Origin of the sequence: Mesorhizobium sp. M4B.F.Ca.ET.214.01.1.1, from assembly GCF_004791545.1 — a bacterium.
Taxonomy (GTDB): domain Bacteria; phylum Pseudomonadota; class Alphaproteobacteria; order Rhizobiales; family Rhizobiaceae; genus Mesorhizobium; species Mesorhizobium abyssinicae.
The window spans coordinates 95,603-114,618 of the sequence record NZ_SRUX01000011.1; the positions used below are offsets into that span (position 1 = coordinate 95,603).

Consider the following 19,016-nt stretch of genomic DNA (forward strand, 5'->3'; position numbering starts at 1 on the left):
TTTTTTCGCGGCCGCCTGATCAGGCCGCCTGGCGATTTTTCCGTTCGGACAGGTAACGGCGCAGGCCGGCTTCGCCGCGCGGCGTCGTCCAGCGGTGGTTCCAGGCAAAGGCCTGCCTGAGCAGCGGCGCCAGAAACTTCAGGATCGGCCTCAGCACCGTGACCTGCCAGATCAGGTTGACCCGGGTGCCATTTGCCGATGGCGACAGTTCCGCCCGCCACAGGCCGTCGAAATCGCCGAAGGTCTTGACCACCACGAGCCGGCCGGGTTCGAGTTCGGCCGCCTCGATGATGAAGTTCAGTTCGTAGGGCAGGGCGCCGCGCGCCCGGGCCTTTGCCCGCGAGCCGACCACGCCCTTGCCCTTCTTGTCGAGCGGCACGACCTGCTTGTAGACGTCGCCCCACCAGAGCGGGAGCAATTCGGCGTCGGAGAGCACATCCCAGACCTCTTGCGGCGTCGCCTCTGGAATGTCCCAGCTCTCGTCGAAGCGGAAGACGTTGCTCGGCATGGCGGTTCGCCCCCGGTGGCGCAGACGGCCACTTTAGCGACGGCTTGTTTGTTGCGCCAGTGCCGCGCGCCGGCGCTCAGGCAAGTTGCCTGAGGTAGTAGCGCACGGCCTTCTTGCCGCCATGGATGACCGCGTCGCCGACCTCGGCGAACCCCAGCGCCGCATGGAAGGCGTCCGAAGCCGGATTGGGCGGATCGGCATTCACCTCGCAGGTGATGATCGCCTGGCCGGAGCGCGCGACGTGCTCGAACAGATCCTCGTAGAGCCGGCGGGCATGGCCACGGCCGCGCGCGGCTGCGGCGACGACGACCCGGTCGACATAGACGAAGCGCTGGTAGCGCTCGCGGAACCAGAGGAAGTTCGGACTGTCGTAGTCGGCGTCCTGGTCGAAGGTCATGATGAAGGCCTCGAGCGCGCCAATGCGGCGCGCATAGAAGGCCTCGCCGAGCAGGAAGGAGAGCCGCTCGGCTTCCAGCCAGGACAGTTCCGCCGCATGCTCGTTGTTGAGCGCGAGGATCGCGGGCTCGTCCCCGGGCGAAACGCGGTCGATCGGCGAGCGTCCTTCGGTCATCGCATCTTCCCCGGGATCAGGCCCTGACGGCCGCGATGGTCGCCGCCACCAATGCCCCGTCGGTCACCGTGGTGCGGTACTCGCGGTCGAGGTCGCTGCCGCCCATGCCGACGCGCGGGTTGCGGTAGTGCATGGCGCTCGGCACATCGGCAAGCGCGGCGAAATGCATTTCCTTCAGCCCGGTCCTGGCGAGCACCTCTGCGATATTGTCGGGATCGAGCCCGCCGCAGCCGAGGATGATGATGCGCTCGCCGGCCTGTTGGACGAGCGCGGCCAGAAGCTCGGCGCCCCCCAGAGCAGTGTCGCGCTGGCCGCTGGTCAGCACGCGGCCGACCCTGCAGCGGACCAGCGCCTCGAGCGCCTCGGCCGGGTCGCGCGTCATGTCGAAGGCGCGATGGCAGGTGACGTTGAGCGGGCCAGCCGCGCGCACCAATTCGCCCATGCGGGCCTCGTCGATGGTGCCGTCGGCATTCAGGCAGCCGACGACGACGCCGGCGACGCCGAGACCGGCCAGCGCGCTGACATCGGCAAGCATCGAGCGGTACTCGGCCTCGCTGTAGAGGAAATCGCCGCCGCGCGGCCTGACGATGACGTGGAACGGAACGGTGGCGAGCTCAAGCGCCGCGCGCACCGTGCCGAGGCTCGGCGTGATGCCGCCTTCGACCAGGCTGGCGCAGAGCTCGACCCGGTCGGCGCCGGCGTCCTGCGCGGCAAGCAGCCCGTCGATGCCTTCGACACAGAGCTCGATCAGGGGTGGCTGAGGATTCTTGCTCAAGGTGCGGTCCGTCCATGATTTTCGGCGACAGCCCTAGCATCGGGTCCGCTGCCGTGAAAGCGGCAATGATCGGTCCAGCAGGCGACGGGCGACCGGCATTCGCCAAGGCGTGCTTGACAATTCAATAACTAGCGAGTTATGAGTTAATTCATAGCCGACGGGTTATTGATCGAGGCAGGCAATGTGGCCCAAAGGCCGTCCAGCCTGCGACGGTGTCGGCGAACCAAAAAAGCCCTGGAGAAACCAGGACCTCCGGATGCTGAGCGCCCGGGGTTTGCGAGAACACGACCGAAGGAGGCCATTGTGCAAGCACGACTGAAGAACCCCGTAATGCTCATCCCCGGCGCGCTGCAGGCGCTGCTGGCGCTGGACAAGTCGACCGAGGCGGCCGACGTGCCTTATGTGACGCGCAAGCTCGTCCACCTGCGCGCCAGCCAGATCAACGGCTGCAGCGTCTGCGTCGACATGCATGCGCGCGAGTTGAAGAAGGCCGGCGAGAAGGACGAGCGCATCTTTGCCGTGTCGGCCTGGCGGCAAACGCCTTATTTCACGGAGCCGGAACGCGCCGCGCTTGCGCTGGCCGAAGCCACGACGCGGCTGAGCGATCGGGCCGACCCGGTGCCGGACCCGATCTGGGACGAAGCCGCCCGGCATTATGACGAAAAGCAACTGGCCGCACTGGTGGTGCAGATCGCCCTGATCAACGCTTTCAACCGCCTCAACGCCGCCACCGAGCAACCTGTCGGCGCATGGGGATGAGGGCGATTACTGGCGCAGCACCGTGTTCTTGGCGCCCTGGTCGACCTGGTCGATGACCAGCAGTTTCACCGGGCCGTCGCCGAGATTGGTGGCCTGGTGCCACTGGCCGATCATCTCGACGATGAAATCGCCGGTCTTGTAGGTATTGCTGTTGCCGGTTTCGACATTCGTCACCTTGAGCGTTCCGGCCTCGACATAGGCGTAGCGGGGAAACGGGTGCTTGTGGACCGGCAAGGTCGCGCCCACGGCGATCTCGAAGCTCGAGACGATGACCTCGACATTCTTCTGCGGCAGCGTGATGGGCTGGCCGGACGCCGTTTGCGTGCGATCGGCGAGCGGCGTCACGACGACAGGGTTTGCGCCGCTGTCCAGAGCGTTGGCGGCGGTTGCGGACAGCGCGACGGTTAGCAGCAGCGCCGATGCCAGGACGATTCGCATGGTTCCTCCTCAGGGTTTGCCGGACCATGGCGCGGCGGGCGTGCGGGCGCAAGATTCCTTGACGGTCCGCGCGCCCCATCGGCGTGACCGCCGCACGGGCTGTCGCGATCGCAGCGAGGAGTGCGAGAAAAAAGAGAATTCCGCGTCAGCCGCCGCTCTGGCCCATTCCGACTGAGCCCTTCAGCGTTTCATGAGGTCACGGCTGAACCTGACCTCGTGGCCGTACGAGCCGCTCGGCAGGTCGGCGGCGGCCTGGCGGAAACTGTCTTCTATCCGTGTTGTATAACGGCCTTCATTCTGAAGCCTGTCCCACAGGACAAAGCAGACCGCCAAGGCGATGACAATGAGCACCGGTCGCATCGGAAAATCTCCCTCAAGAAGTTCCCGACAAAGCGGCTGTATGATGAGCCTGCTTCAGGCGAAATACAAGCGATTGCTAATATATAGTTGCCAGCGCTTGGCGTGTACGCCTCTCGGTGGCGCCGCGACTTGGTGATGATCAGCTGGCCGCGCTAGCCAATGATGGCCAAGCCAATGGCAATGCCCAACCCGATGGCAATGCCCATCAGGAGCTTGCCGGCGAGATTGAGGGCGATGGCGCGGACGTTGGCGCGCACATCACTATGGGGCTGTGCCACAGCCCTTGTCAGGTCATCGAAAGTCGCTTCCACGGTTGCCACCCTGCGATCTTTTCAGGGTAAGCCTAAATCATATCCTCGGTTATGTGAATCCCCCTTTTGTTCTATGGCAACAAGCCACAGAAGGCGCCGGGAGGCGCATCTCCGCCGCAGGCCGAACCCCGCTTAGCGCGCACTCGCCCGGCGCGCGGTGGCCGGCCCGGGTCCGCGCATATAGTGGAGCTCCGGCCGGTAGCGTGGATGAACGAACTCGCGAAAAGCCGATGCCAACCGAATGAGGGCCAGCCCCAGGGCGGTGACCGAGAGCACCGCAGGAGGGCCGAACAGAAGTTTGTGCGACATCATTGTCCCAACCTCAGATGCCGGTGTCGATATGGAACAGGTCTTTTCGGCCGGCATGACTGAAGTTGTGGCAGCAAGAACCGTGCCACGCCTGGCCGGCGCACGATTTGCCGCCTGGGCCGACGCACGCCGGCGTCTCGGAATGGGTCATTTGCTGCTGGCACCACAATTGCACTGCCAGCAATGCCGGGTTGTTGGGACCGGCAATAGGGGCGTTTGGGGGCCTCGCCGCTCCGCGAATGGAGCGGCGAGGTTTCTGCTTTTCCGGCCGGGCCTTCTGGCGACGCGACATGTTCCGGCCGGCTGCTCTTGTCGATCGGCACTAGGAATTCGAAGTCGTGGAGCCCGTCCCCACCATCGTGCCGCCAGGCGGCGGCGTCGCCAGTCCGTAGGCCCCTCATGCCCCGGCGGCACATGGTCGCCGGGCCTTTTTTGGTCGGAGCCATCGGAACAAAGAGCGCGTCTGTCTGGTTTCGGGTGAGGGAGAGAAACCTGATGCCAGATCAAACCAAAGAGCGGCCCCCGCCGAAAGCCGACCACAAGAAGCCACCGGTGCATCCCCGCGACAAGGAATCATCATCGCCCGAGCCTGAACATGTCGACCCACCGCCGCGAGATGTGCGTGAGGCACCGTCACCAAATCCAAACGGAAATAAGAATGGTTGACCGGACCAGGCGATGAACGGCGGAGCGGTTGCGGCCTTTGGATATGGACGCATGCGTGGCTGCCTGGCCGGACTGGCTGCGCAACTTTCGCCTAAGTCTTTGGAAATGTTGGCTCCCCGGGCCGGATTCGAACCAGCGACCAACCGGTTAACAGCCGGTTGCTCTACCACTGAGCTACCGGGGAACAGAGGCTCTTGTGTGAGTGGCGCAGCCTATAGCAAACCCGTTTCGGCTTTGCAAAGAAGCATTTCACATTTTTTTCCGCCATTTTGTGCATGGCGCTTTCTGGCAATCGACGGCTGGGCTCCTCATATGAGCGGTTCCGCAAGGAACGTAGGGCGGCGAAAGGCGTTGCGGCCTTGGGCGGCCGATGTCTTTAATCGATGGGAACCGAGATCGAGATGACTGCAGCAGGCGACGACGCACCGGCACGGAAAATCACGGTCTTCGGCCGTGAGTTCACCATGCCGCGCTCGCGCGGGCTCAGGATCGCCATCGGCGTCGTGCTGATTCTCGGCGGCATTCTCGGCTTCTTGCCCATCCTGGGCTTCTGGATGATTCCAATCGGATTGCTCGTGCTTTCCTACGAATTCGCCATGGTGCGCCGCCACCGGCGCCGCTTCGTCGTATGGTGGGAACGCCGGCGCCGTCCGGATTGATTTGGCCGGGCGCTTTGCCGGCCTCTCGCAGATCTCCTGGAGGCCTCGCCCGGAATCGAACAGGGCATGAAAAAGCGTTGCGGCGCTTCACGCCGCCGCAGCGCAAGCCGGGTGGCTCCGTCACAGGCGAAGGCTGCGCGCTCATGAAAACCGATCGGAAACGGTGTCCGGTGCTCGCCTGAGGAAAGCGCCGGGAATGGCGCGCGGGCGCTTGACGGCCTTTCGCCGCCAACATATTGAGTCCGCTCGGAACGCCGGGAGCAACGAGGCCTCGTGGCGGAGTGGTTACGCAGAGGACTGCAAATCCTTGCACCCCGGTTCGATTCCGGGCGAGGCCTCCAGTTGCCTGGGCTCCTTAGGGAGCAGGCGTTCCGGTCGGATTGGACCGCGGTCGTGGCGCGGCAGGCGGGCCTTGTTGGGCGGATTGGTTGGAACGATGAGCGCTGATTTCTCCGAACGCCGCGTCAAGATGGTCGATGGCCAGGTCCGCACCACCGACGTGACCAGCGCGCCGTTGATCGATGCCATGCTTTCGGTGCCGCGCGAGAGCTTTGTCGGCGCCGGCCAGCGCGATCTTGCCTATATCGATGAGGACATTCGCATCTCCAGCGGCGCCAACGGCAGCGGCGCGCGCTATCTGATGGAGCCTTCGCCGCTGGCCAAGCTCTTGCAACTGGCCGAGATCGGCGCCGGCGATTCGGTGCTCGATGTCGGCTGCGGCACCGGCTATTCGGCCGCTCTTCTGTCGCGGCTGGCCCGCTCCGTGATTGCGCTGGAAAGCGATTCGGCGCTGGCGGAAATCGCCGGATCGGCGCTCTCGGCGCTGGCCTGCGACAACGTGACCGTGGTCACCGGGCCGTTGGCGCAGGGGCATGCCGTCAAGGCGCCCTACGATGTGATCTTCGTCGGCGGCAGCGTCGAGGAAGTGCCGGCCGCGCTGCTCGACCAGCTTGCGGAGGAAGGCCGTCTCGTCGCCGTTGAAGGGCAGGGCAATTCGGGCGTGGCCAGGCTCTTTTTCAAAGCAGGGGGGGTTGTAACGGGCAGACGCGCGTTTAATGCGGCAATTAAGCCACTACCTGGCTTTGAACGTACCCACGCATTTGAATTCTGAGCGTTTTTGCCTTGCAGTGAACGCGCTGTCGTGATCGCTTGCATTTGAACAATCGTTGCTGATCGCATAACCATGTATTCTCGGGGGCAGTCAGCGGGGGAACGATAGAAGCGCGGCGCCGGCTGCTCATGGATGAGCGACTGTCGTGGCGCGGTTCCCATGCAAACGAATGAGGGATATTACGTGCCGTCCGTACGCAAGACTGTTCTAGCCGCCATCCTGGTTTCCGCGACAGCGCTTTCGCCGCTGGCCGCCTCGGCGGAAACCATCACCGGCGCGCTTGCCAAGGCCTACCAGAACAATTCGCAGCTGAATTCCGCCCGCGCCGGTGTGCGCGTCACCGACGAGGGCGTGGCCATCGCCAAGTCCGGCTGGCGCCCGACCGTTACCGGTTCCGGCAGCATCGACTATTCGAGCAGCCATCTGAACGGCACCAACCAGAGTGTGCGCCTGACCACCGGCAATTTCGGCGTGCAGATCGACCAGACGCTGTTCGACGGGTTCCAGACCAGGAACAACGTCGCGGCCGCGGAAGCCCAGGTCCGGGCCTCGGTCGAAAGCCTGCGCAACACCGAGGAAAACATCCTGTTCAACGCGGCAAGCGCCTATATGGATGTCATCCGCGACCGCCAGGTGGCGGTGCTCACCGAACAGAACCTTCAGTTCCTGACCGAGCAGGCGCGCGCCGCGCGCTCGCGCTTCGAGGTCGGCGAAGGCACGCGCACCGACGTAGCCCAGGCCGATGCCTCGCGCTCGACCGCCGTGGCGCAGCTCAGCGCCGCCCGCGCCCAGGCGCTGGCCAGTGCGGCGACCTATCACCAGATCGTCGGCGACGAGCCCGGCAAGCTCAAGGCAGCGGCGCCGCTGGCCAGGCTTTTGCCGTCCAGCCTCGACGCGGCGATCGTCATCGCCTCGGCCGAGCATCCGGCTATCCTTGCCACCGCGCACCTGGTCGACGCGGCGGCGTTCGCGGTGAAGTCGCAGGAAGGCGCGCTGCTGCCGCAGCTTTCCGCCAATGCAGGCGTTTCCAGCGCCTATCGCAACACCGTGCCCGGTGCCCTGAGCACGTCGGACGGCACCACCAATTCGGCCAGCATCGGCGCGACGCTGACCATCCCGATCTATTCGGGCGGCCGCACCTCGGCACTGGTGCGACAGAAGAAGGAATCGCTGAGCCAGGCCCGCATCGAGGTCGATGTCAGCCGCGATCAGGTGCGCCAGGCCGTGACCTCGGCGTGGACGCAGTACACAGCCGCGCAGCAAAGCGTCGCCGCCAACAGGCAGGTCATCGCCGCGGCCCAACTGGCGCTCAACGGCGTCATCGAGGAGCGCAATGTCGGCCAGCGCACCACGCTCGACGTGCTGAACGCGCAGAACGCCGTCATCAGCGCCAAGATCAACCTTGCCAGTTCGGAGCGCGACGTGGTGGTGGCGAGCTACGCCATCCTGTCGGCGACCGGCCGGCTGTCGGTCGATCGCCTCGCGCTCAACGTGACGAAGTACAAGCCGGAAGAGCACTACAACGCCGTCAAGGACAAGTGGTACGGGCTGCGCACGCCCGACGGCCGCTAAAGCGTCCACTGCAATCAAGGTTCGGCTCGGCAAGACGCCGCGTGTCCAACGGATGCGCGGCGTTTGGCATTGTCGGGCCCGATGCTCCTTCCTCCTCTGCCGCGGCCATCCGAGAGCCTGAGGCATAAGCTAATCTGTTGAAATCCAACATCTCCCCAGAATGGGGATTCTCGGACGGCGATCCGTCGGCTACCCTGTTGCCATGATTCGAATCCGGCTTTTGCCGGGGCGAAAATCTGGAATGGGTCACAAGAGCGGCGGATGTGACAATGGCGACGGCAAGCAGCGCGCAGCGCGAACCTTCCATGGAAGAGATACTGGCTTCCATCAGGAGGATCATCGAAGACAGCGACACCGGGCGCAAGCAGCCGGGTGACGCGAACGAATTGCGCCAGGATCTCCAGCCCGCGCCGGCGGCGGTCGTGCCGGCTCCGGATGTAGATGCCTTCCGTGCCGAACTCAATGCCGGGACCGAAGCCCGCAAACCGGTCTCGCTGGCCGAGGTGCAGGCGCAACTGGCGGCCGAACCGGTCGTCGCCCGCATGGAAACGCATACGCGCGCGGATGCCGCTCCGGCGGTCGAGCTGAAGGCGCCGGTGACGCTCGCCGAGGTGAGCGCCAGGATCGCCGCCGAGCCGGGCCCAGCCGCACCGGAGAAAGTTGTCGAAACCAGCGATACGATCGTTGCCGACTGGCGGCGCGAGATCGCCGCCGTCGGCGAGACGGCGAAGGCTGTGAGCAGGCCGGAGCGGGTCGAGCCGCGCGCGCCGGCGGTTGAACCTGAGCTCGAGATAGGAGAGGACGAGCTGGCGGACGAAGCCGGTTACGAGCCGGCCGCCGCGCATGTTGCGACGGCGCCGCAGCCCGCGGCCGAGGCGCCGCCCGCCCGCCCGGCGATCCTTTCAGAGCATGTCGGCCGCCAGGTCGCCGCCGCCTTTGGCGAGCTCTCCGATGCCTTTGCCAGCCGCAGCAAGAAAAGCTTCGACGAGATGGCCGAGGACATGCTGCGGCCAATGCTGCAGGACTGGCTGGACAACAATCTGCCGACGCTGGTCGAGCGCCTGGTCCGCGAGGAAATAGAGCGCGTCGCGCGCGGCGCGTAGTAATCTCCTCCAACGATCACTCTCGAAACGCCGCCCATGAGGCGGCGTTTTTGTCGATGGTCAGCCCGCGCTCGTCGCGAAGCAGATGAGGTTGCCGTCGGGATCCTTGACGATGAACGTGCGGGCGCCCCAGGGTTCGGTCCGCAATGTCTGGTGGAACGGGGCCGTGGCTGCCTGATACTCCAAAAACAGAGCCTTGATGTTGTCGACAATGATCGTCGCCGCCAGCAGGTCAACGGTCGAATTGGCGGTGAGTGGAGGCTTGTCGACATGGCGCAGGTTGAGCCGTGCGCCATCGCGGATGATTTGGGCGTAGAAGGGCGGCTCGCCATAGGTGAAGCGCGTCCCGAAACCGAGCTTTTGCCGGTAGAAATTACAGGCCGCTGCGATGTCGCAGACAAAGAGTTGTGGCTCGGCAAAGGCGAGATGCGGTTTTGCGGCGTCTGCTGCTGCATGATCGGTCACGGTTTGAAGGCCTTCCTTCAGCGCCTGCCAGCTCTCGAAACCTGACTTCCTGGCGACGAGTTCCTGGGCATCGGCAAGCTTGAAGCCGTGATCGAGGATTTGGCTGTCGCTGAGATGGTGAAAACGCGGCAAGAGCCATCCAATCACAGCGGTGACGGGATAATACCGCTCGCGGTGCCATTTGAGATAGAGCTTGGCCTGTTTCTTGTGGTGTTCGAGGGTCGGCATGGGCGCATTGCGGGGTTGAGGTGGCGTAGGCGGGCAATGCCCCTCCGGCTGGAAGCCGATGCGCCCTACAGCAGCGCTGGCAAGGTAAGATGGCTGGGATCAGTGGTCAAGACGAGAGTGACAAGGCTTTCTCCGGCGAATTGGGGGCCGGCCATCGTCGACGAGTGGATCGAAGAACAGCTCCTGCTTGATCCGATCCGCGCTACGCCTATCTGCTTCTCATGACCCGAGGCGGCCCTTGCGGTTGACTTGGCCAAAGCCTTCCGATTTACACCGGACCAGCAAGATCCCGACAGCGCGGACCACTTTCCCATGCTTGAAAAGACCTATGACGCCAAGACCGTCGAGCCCAGGATCGCCAAGATTTGGGAAGAGGCGGACGCCTTTCGCGCCGGCGCAGGCGCGGAGGAGGGGGCGGAGGCCTTCACTATCGTCATCCCGCCGCCGAACGTCACCGGCTCGCTGCATATGGGCCATGCGCTCAACAACACGCTGCAGGACATACTGGTGCGCTTCGAGCGCATGCGCGGCAAGAACGTGCTGTGGCAACCGGGCATGGACCATGCCGGCATCGCCACGCAGATGGTGGTCGAGCGCCAGCTGATGGAAAAGCAGATCCACCGCCGCGATCTTTCGCGCGAGGATTTCATCGAGAAGGTCTGGGAATGGAAGGCCCAATCCGGCGGCGCGATCTTCAATCAGCTGAAGCGGCTCGGCGCCTCGGCCGACTGGAGCCGAGAGCGCTTCACCATGGACGAAGGCCTGTCCAGGGCGGTGCTGGAAGTGTTCGTGACGCTCTACAAGGAAGGGCTGATCTACAAGGACAAGCGCCTTGTGAACTGGGACCCGAAGCTGCTCACCGCGATCTCCGACCTGGAGGTCGAGCAACACGAGGTCAACGGCAATCTCTGGCACTTCCGCTATCCGGTCGAGGGGGCTGTCTTCGACCCGGAAGACCCCAAGACGTTCATCACGGTCGCGACGACGCGTCCCGAGACGATGCTTGGCGATACGGCGGTGGCGGTGCACCCGGACGACGAACGCTTCCGTCATCTGGTCGGCAAGAACGTCATCCTGCCGATCGTCGGCCGCAGGATCCCCGTCGTGGCGGACGAATATTCCGATCCGGAAAAGGGCTCAGGCGCGGTCAAGATCACGCCGGCGCACGACTTCAACGACTTCGAGGTCGGCAAGCGCCACAAGCTGCCGGCGATCAGCATCCTCACCGTCGAGGCGGCGATCACCCTCAAGGACAATGAGGATTTCCTCGCCGGCCTCGAAGTGACGCCGGAACGCCGGGCCGTCTGGGACGAGCTCAATGGCCTCGACCGCTTCGCCGCGCGCAAGAGGATCGTCGAGCTGATGGAGGCCGGCGGCTTCCTCGACAAGATCGAGGCGCATCGCCATACGGTGCCGCATGGCGACCGCGGCGGCGTGCCGATCGAGCCGTTCCTGACCGACCAGTGGTATGTCAACACGATCGAACTGGCGAAGCCGGCGATCGCCTCGGTGCGCGAGGGCCGCACCAACTTCGTGCCGAAGAACTGGGAAAAGACCTACTTCGACTGGATGGAAAACATCCAGCCCTGGTGCATCTCGCGCCAGCTCTGGTGGGGCCACCAGATCCCGGCGTGGTACGGGCCGGATGGACGCGTCTTTGTCGAGAAGACCGAGGAAGAGGCGCTGGCCGCGGCGATCGAATACTACCTGGCGCTGGAGGGGCCGTGGAAGGCATGGGTCGAGGACAAGCTCGAGAATTTCAAGCCGGGCGAGATCCTGAGCCGCGACGAGGACGTGCTCGACACCTGGTTCTCGTCCGCGCTGTGGCCGTTCTCGACGCTGGGCTGGCCGGACCAGACGCCGGAGCTCAAGACCTACTACCAGACCGATGTGCTGGTCACCGGCTTCGACATCATCTTCTTCTGGGTCGCCCGCATGATGATGATGGGCCTGCATTTCATGGACGAGGAGCCGTTCCACACGGTCTATGTCCATGCGCTGGTGCGCGACAAGAACGGGCAGAAGATGTCGAAGTCGAAAGGCAACGTCATCGATCCGCTCGAGCTCATCGACGAATACGGCGCCGATGCGCTGCGCTTCACGCTTGCCGTGATGGCCGCGCAGGGGCGCGACGTGAAGCTCGATCCGGCGCGCATCGCCGGCTACCGCAATTTCGGCACCAAGCTCTGGAACGCGACGCGCTTTGCCGAGATGAACGAGGTCGCGCGCAATGACGATTTCTGGCTGAACGACGCCAAGCTCGCGGTCAACCGCTGGATCCTCACCGAGCTGACGCGGGCGGCGCGCGACATCACCGACGGTATTTCCTCATACCGCTTCAACGAGGCGGCGGGTGCCGCCTACCGGTTCGTCTGGAATCTGTTCTGCGACTGGTATCTGGAACTCCTGAAGCCTGTATTCATGGGCACGGACGAGGCGGCCAAGGCTGAGAGCCGCGCCTGCGTCGCCTTCGTGCTCGACGAGATCTACAAGCTGTTGCATCCGATGATGCCGTTCATGACCGAGGAGCTGTGGGCGCAGACCGCCGGCGAGGGCCAGGAGCGCGCTTCGCTGCTTTGCCACGCCGCCTGGCCGTCGCCGGACTTCGAGGACGCGGACGCGGCCGCCGACATCAACTGGCTGGTCGATCTCGTCTCCGGCATCCGCTCGGTGCGCTCGGAAATGAACGTGCCGCCGGCGGCGATCGCGCCGTTGATGGGGATCGGCGCCAACACGCTGACGCAAGAGCGGCTGGAGCGCCACGCCCAGGCCATCAAGCGGCTGGCGCGCGTCGGCGACATCGCGCTGGTCGACGCGCCGCCGAAGGGCTCGGCGCAGATGGTGCTCAACGAGGCGACGGTGTGCCTGCCGCTCGGCAGCCTGATCGACCTCGCGGCGGAAGCGGCGCGGCTGCAGAAGGAACTGGCCAAGGTGACCGAGGAGATCGCCCGCCTGCACAAGAAGCTGTCGAACGAGAAATTCGTCGCCAATGCGCCGGAAGAAGTGGTCGAGGCCGAACGCGAAAAACTGGCCGAATACCGCGAGGCGCAGGAGAAGCTTTCGGTGGCGTTGACGCGGGTCCGCGACGCCGGCTGAAGTCAAGATTCGCCTCTACTTGGAGGCAGGTTTCCGGTAGGTCAATTGCCTCGAAAACGGCCATGCCGTTGGGTTAATTTTGACGTAAACGGAAAGTTTTAGCCCCATTGTTGCCATAATGTAACAATGGGGCCAAATGGCCCCGAAAGACCTTGTTTTTGAGCTTTTTGTGACAGGTTTCACAGATTTTTTCCGCCGAGTTGCCCCGGCAAAGCCATTTTTCAGCTAGGCGGCGGCATGCGCCGATAGGCCCCAAAGGCGGCCGGCCAAGGTGTACATGTACGCCTTCCGAATTCATTGTTGCGCCGTTAACCCGAATTGGTTCTAGCTTGATCCACTAGTATTTCGGGGAGGACATCCATGATCAATTTGCGTTTGAAAGCACTGCTGGGGGCGGGGTGCTTTTCGCTGGCCGCGATCGGTTCCGCGCATGCCGGCGGCCTGGAACGCGGCGGTTACGACATCGACCTGCTGTTCGATCCAGCGCAGGTCACCGGCGAGGCTTCCGCCACCTATGTGATGCCGCAACGAGACCTGAAGAATGTGGTGGACATCGACCCGACAAATGGTCCGCTTAATTTGTTGGGCGCGCCCAACTCCGCCCGCGATACCGAAAGCTATTGGGTGCCAAGCGCCGGCATTAAGATCGGCATGGGCCCTGTCGATTGCCTCGGCGACTACGGCCAACCGATCGGAGCGTTCAGCAATCCCGGCGCCAATTGGGCCGGTGCGAACGGCAATATCATAACCAAGGTAAAGAGCGAAGCGCTGGGCGCAACCTGCTCGTACAAGATGGACCTTGGAAAAGGTCAGTTTCGGGTTCTTGGCGGCGTATTTCACGAGGATGTTTCGGGCTTCAAGGAGCAGTTGGTTGCTCCTCTCCCGGCATTCTTGGGCACGGGCGTAGGACGCCTCGATCTCGAGGGAGATGGCTGGGGATGGCGTGCCGGTGTTGCCTATGAGATTCCGGAAATCGCTCTGCGCGCCAGCCTGGTCTACAATTCGGCGGTGAAGCTCGATAATCTCGCCGGAACGCTCGACCTGACCCAGGTTTCCAGCATCATCGATCCGACAAATCCGCTGCTGGGTACCGTAACCAATGTCTATGGCTCCTCTGAAGTGCCGGACTCGGTGGAACTGAAGCTGCAGTCTGGTATCGCGCCAGGATGGCTCGCCTTCGGCTCCGTCAAGTGGATGAACTGGAGCCAATTGCAGAGCATCCCGTTCTGCCCGACTGCGACGAAGGGCGCGTTTGCCTGCACCACCACCAGCGTGGTTCGCGCGACGTCATTGGATCTGCTCTACAGGGACGGATGGACGGTCTCCGGCGGTATCGGCCACAAGTTCAACGATCAGTGGAGCGGTGCGGCAGTTCTTACCTGGGATCGTGGTACCACCACCGGCCTCAGCGCCCAGACCGACACCTGGACCATCAGCGGCGGCGTGGCGTACACGCCGACCCAGAACATCGAGCTCCGTTTCGGTGGCGCGTTGGGTGTGCTCACCAGCGGGTCGATACATCCGGTCGTCGGCAGCGACGGCGTCACCTACGGCACCGACTATACCGCCGACTTCGGCAACGACCTTGTTTCCGCCCTCTCCACCTCGTTTAAGGTGAAGTGGTAAGCCATTCAGACTGAACACAAAAAGGCCGGGCATTGCCCGGCCTTTTTTGTTGGTGCCGTCAGGCGTGCGGGTGTCGCCGTAGCCGCACCAATCTCGCCGCGTTGCAGATAAGCCGCACATCCCGCGCCCCTCACAATTGTGACGTTTTAGCAACACTTTATGAACAACCCCAGCGCTACAGTTCCGGCCAGGGGGATTGCCCATTTCCCGCCATAAACCCGGCGCACCTCGAAATGGTCTCGGGACACGCGCCAAAAGGCTCGGCGATGGGGCAGGCCGCACCGCCCGCGGCAAGGACGAGTATGGACGCCAGAGCTATCTCCAAGGCCAAGCTGCCCAGCCGCTACGTGACCGTGGGTCCGGCGCGCGCGCCGCATCGCTCGTACCTCTACGCCATGGGATTGTCTGCGGCCGAGATCGCGCAGCCGCTGGTCGGCGTCGCCAGCTGCTGGAACGAGGCGGCACCTTGCAACATCTCGCTGATGCGTCAGGCGCAGGTGGTCAAGAAAGGCGTCGCCGCCGCCAACGGCACGCCGCGCGAGTTCTGCACCATCACCGTCACCGACGGCATCGCCATGGGCCACCAGGGCATGAAATCGTCGCTGGTGTCGCGCGAGGTGATCGCCGATTCGGTCGAGCTGACCATGCGTGGCCATTGCTACGACGCACTGGTCGGTCTTGCCGGTTGCGACAAGTCGCTGCCCGGCATGATGATGGCCATGGTGCGCCTCAACGTCCCGTCGATCTTCATCTATGGCGGCTCGATCCTTCCCGGCAGCTATCGCGGCCGGCAGATCACCGTGCAGGATGTGTTCGAGGCGGTCGGCCAGCATTCGGTCGGCACGATCAGCGACGCCGAACTGCTCGAGATCGAGCAGGCCGCCTGTCCGTCGGCCGGCTCCTGCGGTGCCCAGTTCACCGCCAATACGATGGCCACCGTCGCCGAGGCGATCGGCCTGGCGCTGCCCTATTCCTGCGGCGCGCCGGCACCATACGAGATGCGCGACCGCTTCAACTACGCCTCCGGCGAAAAGGTCATGGAGCTGATCGCGAAGAACATCCGGCCGCGCGACATCGTCACGCTGAAGTCGCTGGAGAACGCCGCGACCGTGGTGTCCGCCACCGGCGGCTCGACCAATGCCGCGCTGCACCTGCCGGCGATCGCGCATGAGGCCGGGATCAAGTTCGACCTCTTCGACGTCGCCGCGATCTTCGAGAAGACGCCTTACATCGCCGATCTCAAGCCCGGCGGCAAATATGTCGCCAAGGACATGTTCGAGGCCGGCGGCATTCCGCTGCTGATGAAGACGCTGCTCGACCATGGCTATCTGCACGGCGATTGCATGACGGTGACCGGCCGTACTTTGGCCGAAAACATGCAGCATGTTGCCTGGAATGACAGCCAGGATGTGGTCCGTCCCGCCAACCGGCCAATCACCAAGACAGGCGGTGTGGTGGGTTTGAAGGGCAACCTTGCCCCCGAAGGCGCGATCGTGAAGGTCGCGGGCATGTCGGAACTGAAATTCTCGGGTCCGGCGCGTTGCTTCGATTCGGAAGAGGAGTGCTTCGAAGCGGTCACGCAGCGCAATTACAAGGAAGGCGAGGTTCTCGTCATCCGCTACGAGGGTCCGCGCGGCGGTCCGGGCATGCGGGAAATGCTGTCGACGACGGCGGCTCTCTACGGCCAGGGCATGGGCGGCAAGGTGGCGCTGATCACCGACGGACGGTTCTCGGGCGCGACGCGCGGCTTCTGCATCGGCCATGTCGGGCCGGAGGCGGCTGTAGGCGGCCCGATCGGGCTCATCAGGGACGGTGACGTGATCTCGATCGATGCGGTCAACGGCACGATCGAGGTGGCGCTGTCCGACGCCGAACTGGCGGCGAGGAAGAAGACGTGGAAGGCGCGCAAGACCGACTATCAGTCGGGCGCGATCTGGAAATATGCGCAGACGGTCGGATCGGCCCGCGACGGCGCGGTGACCCATCCGGGCGGTGCGGAAGAAACACATTGCTATGCGGATATCTGAGGTGTTGAGGTCGTCTGTCTTTTCGGCACTGGTCGTGTTCGCCACTTTTGGCGCGACCTTCGGCGCCGTGGGCCAGGCCGTGGCCTTCGACGACAAGGTGTTCGACGACAAGACCGGCGTGAAGCCGCAGTCCAGCCCGTGGGCGGTGTTCCAGTTCGGCTTTTCCGCCTACAAGAACGGCCACAAGGACCAGGCGGTCGAGGCCTACAAATATGCCGCCGAGAACGGCCAGATCGGCGCCACCTGGAAGCTTGCGCGCATGTATGCCGAAGGCGACGGCGTGGCGCGCGACGACTACGCGGCCTTCAAGTTCTTCTCGGAGATCGTCGACCAGGATGTCGAGCCCGGATCGCCCGAGGAGAGCTATGTCTCCGACGCGCTGGTGGCGCTCGGCGACTATCTGCGCAAGGGCATACCCGGCAGCCCGGTCACCGAGAACGAGGTGGCCGCGCAGGAATACTACATGCGCGCCGCCGCCAACTACCGCAATCCGAACGCCCAGTTCGAAATCGGGCAGATGTTCCTGAAAGGCGAGGGCGGCGTCAAGGCAAGCGTCAAGCAGGCCGGGCGCTGGCTCCAACTGGCGGCCGAGAAGGGCCATGCCGGCGCGCAGGCGACGCTCGGCAACCTCCTGTTCCAGAGCGGCAAGGTGGTGCGCGGCCTGGCGATGATGACGGCCGCACTCGAACGTGCCGCACCGGCCGACCAGCCGTGGATCCGCAGCATGCAGGAAGAGGCCTTCGCCGCCGCCGGCGAAGCCGACCGCCGCACGGCCATCTCGCTCGCCGACGACATCCTGACGAAGGGCGGCGGCGACCAGTAAGCCGCGCCGCTGCCAAGTCACTCCAGGTAAATCAGTTCTCGGTCGGTTCCGTCGGCACCATGCTTGGCGCGGGCGTCGAGATCGGCGTGGTCATGACCGGCGGGGTCGTGCCCGGGCAGTCGTCATGGATCTTGGTCCACGAGGTGTTGTTGAGCACCATGTCGCAGCGGGCGAGGTGGCTTTCGCCGGCAATCGTCAGGCAGGCGGTCTCACCAATCTTGAACGATTTGCCGTTGGCAAGGCATGCCTGGGCGGCAAGCACCGGTGCCGGCGCGATCAACGCCAACACAAGGCCAGCCGAGCAAAGAACAAACCGGATCGCCATCGAACCCCCGCAGCAAGTCGCATCAAACGCGCAATTTGTGGCGATATCAGGGTTTTGCGGAGATTTGCGTGAGTAGCCCTCAGGCGGGCTGCAGCGCCAGCTCGATCGCCACCGGCACATGGTCGGATGGCTTCTCCCAGGCGCGGACATGCTTTTCGACCGAGGCCGAGGAAAAACGGTTGGCGGCTTCGGGCGACAAAAGCAGGTGGTCGATGCGGATGCCGTTGTTCTTCTGCCAGGCGCCGGCCTGATAGTCCCAGAACGTGTAGACATCGGACGAATCGGTGACGGCGCGCACCGCTTCGGTGAAGCCGAGGTTCTTTAGCCGACGGAAGGCCTGCCGCGTCTGCGGCTGGAACAGGGCGTCGCGCAGCCAGTTCTCCGGGAACCGGGCGTCGGCGGCTTCGGGGATGACATTGTAGTCGCCGGCCAGCACCAGCGCCTCTTCGAGCCGCAGCCGCTCCTGCGCCCACCTCTCCAGCCGCGCCATCCACGACAGCTTGTAGGAGAACTTCTTCTCGTCATCGATCGGATTGCCGTTCGGCAGATAGAGCGAGGCGACGCGCAGCGCGCCCCTGTCGGTCGAGAACACGCCCTCGATGAAGCGCGCCTGCTCGTCCTCGTCATCACCGGGCAAGCCCTTGATAACTTCATCGAAGCGCAGTTTCGACAGGAGGGCGACGCCGTTGAAGCCCTTCTGGCCATGGGTCTCGACATTGTAGCCGAGCGCCTCGACCTCGGCGCGCGGGAACTGTTCGTCGACCGATTTGATCTCCTGCAGGCAGACGATGTCGGGCGCGCTTTCGGTCAGCCAGTGGGTGAGGTTGCCGATGCGGGCGCGAACGCCGTTGATGTTCCAGGTGACGATTTTCATGGATTGCCCTTGGGATCTTCGGACGGGAGGCGTTCGACGAGGCCGATCGTATTGCCTGCCGGGTCCTTTAGGAAGGCCATCCACTCGCTTTCCCCCGCCGGACCGAACTGGCCTTCGGTGTCGCGATGGACTAGTGCCGGCGGCGCGGTGAAGGGAATGCCCGCGGCCTTCGCCTGCGCATGGAAGGCTTCGAGGCCGGTAATGTCGAGATAGACGATGCCCGCCGGCACGCCATCGGTGAAGAACAGGCGCACGTCGCCGGCCATGATGAAGGCGATGCCCGGCGGATCGTAGCGCGCATGCACGCCCATGCCGAGCACGTCACGCCAGAAGGCGAGCGTGATGTCGAGATCGCGGCCGGCCGAGAGCGCGACCTGACGAACCGCCCCGACGGCAGGCATCCGATTTCA

19 protein-coding genes and 2 tRNA genes are annotated in these 19,016 nt (G+C 64.1%); 10 read left to right on the forward strand and 11 right to left on the reverse strand.

The window, feature by feature from the left end; genetic code table 11:
• Positions 1–19: 19 nt before the first annotated feature.
• The 3 genes from EN857_RS21645 to EN857_RS21655 form a co-directional block, all read right to left on the reverse strand.
• Positions 20–508 (reverse strand): SRPBCC family protein, encoded by a 489-nt coding sequence (locus EN857_RS21645; protein ID WP_128346103.1) that lies wholly within the window; start codon positions 506–508, stop codon positions 20–22.
• A gap of 76 nt (positions 509–584) precedes the next feature.
• The gene (locus EN857_RS21650; RefSeq protein WP_127392902.1) at positions 585–1,079 is read right to left on the reverse strand and encodes a GNAT family N-acetyltransferase; all 495 of its coding nucleotides are present in this window, start codon (positions 1,077–1,079) and stop codon (positions 585–587) included.
• A gap of 16 nt (positions 1,080–1,095) precedes the next feature.
• Positions 1,096–1,854 carry a copper homeostasis protein CutC gene (locus tag EN857_RS21655; protein WP_128346102.1) on the reverse strand — a complete coding sequence of 253 codons (759 nt, stop codon included), beginning with the start codon at positions 1,852–1,854 and terminating at the stop codon, positions 1,096–1,098.
• A 303-nt stretch (positions 1,855–2,157) separates the two neighbouring features.
• On the opposite strand from EN857_RS21655, the gene EN857_RS21660 reads away from it, so the two are divergent.
• Entirely contained in the window at positions 2,158–2,613 is a 456-nt protein-coding gene (locus EN857_RS21660; protein ID WP_127285359.1) for a carboxymuconolactone decarboxylase family protein, read from the forward strand.
• Positions 2,614–2,619: 6 nt separating this feature from the next.
• On the opposite strand, the gene EN857_RS21665 is transcribed toward EN857_RS21660, so the two are convergent.
• From EN857_RS21665 to EN857_RS21680, 4 genes are all read right to left on the reverse strand, one after another.
• The gene (locus tag EN857_RS21665) at positions 2,620–3,051 is read right to left on the reverse strand and encodes a cupin domain-containing protein (RefSeq protein WP_135858371.1); all 432 of its coding nucleotides are present in this window, start codon (positions 3,049–3,051) and stop codon (positions 2,620–2,622) included.
• Between the two features lie 180 nt (positions 3,052–3,231).
• Positions 3,232–3,411, reverse strand: coding sequence for a hypothetical protein (locus EN857_RS21670; protein ID WP_127285361.1), 180 nt, complete (start codon positions 3,409–3,411; stop codon positions 3,232–3,234).
• Between the two features lie 152 nt (positions 3,412–3,563).
• The gene (locus tag EN857_RS34840) at positions 3,564–3,722 is read right to left on the reverse strand and encodes a hypothetical protein (RefSeq protein ID WP_187331286.1); all 159 of its coding nucleotides are present in this window, start codon (positions 3,720–3,722) and stop codon (positions 3,564–3,566) included.
• 1,084 nt (positions 3,723–4,806) lie between these two features.
• Positions 4,807–4,881: transfer RNA gene (locus tag EN857_RS21680), tRNA-Asn, on the reverse strand.
• Between the two features lie 217 nt (positions 4,882–5,098).
• Here EN857_RS21680 and EN857_RS21685 point away from each other — a divergent pair.
• The 5 genes from EN857_RS21685 to EN857_RS21705 all read left to right on the forward strand — a co-directional run bounded on the left by EN857_RS21685 (position 5,099) and on the right by EN857_RS21705 (position 9,142).
• Positions 5,099–5,356, forward strand: coding sequence for a hypothetical protein (locus tag EN857_RS21685; protein ID WP_127311795.1), 258 nt, complete (start codon positions 5,099–5,101; stop codon positions 5,354–5,356).
• Positions 5,357–5,623: 267 nt separating this feature from the next.
• Positions 5,624–5,697, forward strand: a tRNA-Cys gene (locus EN857_RS21690).
• A 95-nt stretch (positions 5,698–5,792) separates the two neighbouring features.
• Positions 5,793–6,467, forward strand: coding sequence for a protein-L-isoaspartate O-methyltransferase (locus tag EN857_RS21695; protein ID WP_127392898.1), 675 nt, complete (start codon positions 5,793–5,795; stop codon positions 6,465–6,467).
• A gap of 183 nt (positions 6,468–6,650) precedes the next feature.
• The gene (locus EN857_RS21700; RefSeq protein WP_127283802.1) at positions 6,651–8,039 is read left to right on the forward strand and encodes a TolC family outer membrane protein; all 1,389 of its coding nucleotides are present in this window, start codon (positions 6,651–6,653) and stop codon (positions 8,037–8,039) included.
• Between the two features lie 269 nt (positions 8,040–8,308).
• Complete coding sequence (locus tag EN857_RS21705) at positions 8,309–9,142, forward strand: PopZ family protein (protein ID WP_135858373.1); 834 nt, start codon at positions 8,309–8,311, stop codon at positions 9,140–9,142.
• A gap of 60 nt (positions 9,143–9,202) precedes the next feature.
• Here EN857_RS21705 and EN857_RS21710 read toward each other — a convergent pair whose 3' ends face one another.
• Positions 9,203–9,835 carry a VOC family protein gene (locus EN857_RS21710; RefSeq protein ID WP_135858375.1) on the reverse strand — a complete coding sequence of 211 codons (633 nt, stop codon included), beginning with the start codon at positions 9,833–9,835 and terminating at the stop codon, positions 9,203–9,205.
• A 312-nt stretch (positions 9,836–10,147) separates the two neighbouring features.
• Here EN857_RS21710 and EN857_RS21715 point away from each other — a divergent pair, with 312 nt between their 5' ends.
• The 4 genes from EN857_RS21715 (at position 10,148) to EN857_RS21730 (ending at position 17,407) form a co-directional block, all read left to right on the forward strand.
• On the forward strand, positions 10,148–12,931 hold the full coding sequence (locus EN857_RS21715) for a valine--tRNA ligase (RefSeq protein WP_128346569.1): 2,784 nt from the start codon (positions 10,148–10,150) through the stop codon (positions 12,929–12,931).
• A 360-nt stretch (positions 12,932–13,291) separates the two neighbouring features.
• Positions 13,292–14,557 (forward strand): OmpP1/FadL family transporter, encoded by a 1,266-nt coding sequence (locus tag EN857_RS21720; RefSeq protein ID WP_127283795.1) that lies wholly within the window; start codon positions 13,292–13,294, stop codon positions 14,555–14,557.
• A 302-nt stretch (positions 14,558–14,859) separates the two neighbouring features.
• The gene (gene ilvD / locus EN857_RS21725; RefSeq protein WP_128346570.1) at positions 14,860–16,584 is read left to right on the forward strand and encodes a dihydroxy-acid dehydratase; all 1,725 of its coding nucleotides are present in this window, start codon (positions 14,860–14,862) and stop codon (positions 16,582–16,584) included.
• On the forward strand, positions 16,571–17,407 hold the full coding sequence (locus tag EN857_RS21730) for a tetratricopeptide repeat protein (protein WP_127283793.1): 837 nt from the start codon (positions 16,571–16,573) through the stop codon (positions 17,405–17,407). Before ilvD ends, EN857_RS21730 begins: the two co-directional genes overlap by 14 nt.
• Positions 17,408–17,438: 31 nt before the next feature.
• On the opposite strand, the gene EN857_RS21735 is transcribed toward EN857_RS21730, so the two are convergent.
• The 3 genes from EN857_RS21735 to EN857_RS21745 form a co-directional block, all read right to left on the reverse strand.
• Positions 17,439–17,732, reverse strand: coding sequence for a hypothetical protein (locus EN857_RS21735; protein WP_127283792.1), 294 nt, complete (start codon positions 17,730–17,732; stop codon positions 17,439–17,441).
• Positions 17,733–17,811: 79 nt separating this feature from the next.
• Entirely contained in the window at positions 17,812–18,606 is a 795-nt protein-coding gene (xth, locus tag EN857_RS21740) for an exodeoxyribonuclease III (protein ID WP_127283791.1), read from the reverse strand.
• On the reverse strand, positions 18,603–19,007 hold the full coding sequence (locus tag EN857_RS21745; protein ID WP_127283790.1) for a VOC family protein: 405 nt from the start codon (positions 19,005–19,007) through the stop codon (positions 18,603–18,605). The genes xth and EN857_RS21745 overlap by 4 nt, the downstream gene beginning before the upstream one ends.
• Positions 19,008–19,016: the final 9 nt, after the last annotated feature.

Coding starts and splice junctions, on each gene's coding strand:
- EN857_RS21685 (WP_127311795.1), top strand. CDS start 5,099: ATGACTGCAGCAGGCGACGACGCACCGGCACGGAAAATCACGGTCTTC.
- ilvD (WP_128346570.1), top strand. CDS start 14,860: ATGGACGCCAGAGCTATCTCCAAGGCCAAGCTGCCCAGCCGCTACGTG.
- EN857_RS21645 (WP_128346103.1), bottom strand. CDS start 508: ATGCCGAGCAACGTCTTCCGCTTCGACGAGAGCTGGGACATTCCAGAG.
- xth (WP_127283791.1), bottom strand. CDS start 18,606: ATGAAAATCGTCACCTGGAACATCAACGGCGTTCGCGCCCGCATCGGC.
- EN857_RS21665 (WP_135858371.1), bottom strand. CDS start 3,051: ATGCGAATCGTCCTGGCATCGGCGCTGCTGCTAACCGTCGCGCTGTCC.
- EN857_RS21720 (WP_127283795.1), top strand. CDS start 13,292: ATGATCAATTTGCGTTTGAAAGCACTGCTGGGGGCGGGGTGCTTTTCG.
- EN857_RS21710 (WP_135858375.1), bottom strand. CDS start 9,835: ATGCCGACCCTCGAACACCACAAGAAACAGGCCAAGCTCTATCTCAAA.
- EN857_RS21715 (WP_128346569.1), top strand. CDS start 10,148: ATGCTTGAAAAGACCTATGACGCCAAGACCGTCGAGCCCAGGATCGCC.
- EN857_RS21730 (WP_127283793.1), top strand. CDS start 16,571: ATGCGGATATCTGAGGTGTTGAGGTCGTCTGTCTTTTCGGCACTGGTC.
- EN857_RS21695 (WP_127392898.1), top strand. CDS start 5,793: ATGAGCGCTGATTTCTCCGAACGCCGCGTCAAGATGGTCGATGGCCAG.
- EN857_RS21670 (WP_127285361.1), bottom strand. CDS start 3,411: ATGCGACCGGTGCTCATTGTCATCGCCTTGGCGGTCTGCTTTGTCCTG.
- EN857_RS21745 (WP_127283790.1), bottom strand. CDS start 19,007: ATGCCTGCCGTCGGGGCGGTTCGTCAGGTCGCGCTCTCGGCCGGCCGC.
- EN857_RS21705 (WP_135858373.1), top strand. CDS start 8,309: ATGGCGACGGCAAGCAGCGCGCAGCGCGAACCTTCCATGGAAGAGATA.
- EN857_RS21735 (WP_127283792.1), bottom strand. CDS start 17,732: ATGGCGATCCGGTTTGTTCTTTGCTCGGCTGGCCTTGTGTTGGCGTTG.
- EN857_RS21650 (WP_127392902.1), bottom strand. CDS start 1,079: ATGACCGAAGGACGCTCGCCGATCGACCGCGTTTCGCCCGGGGACGAG.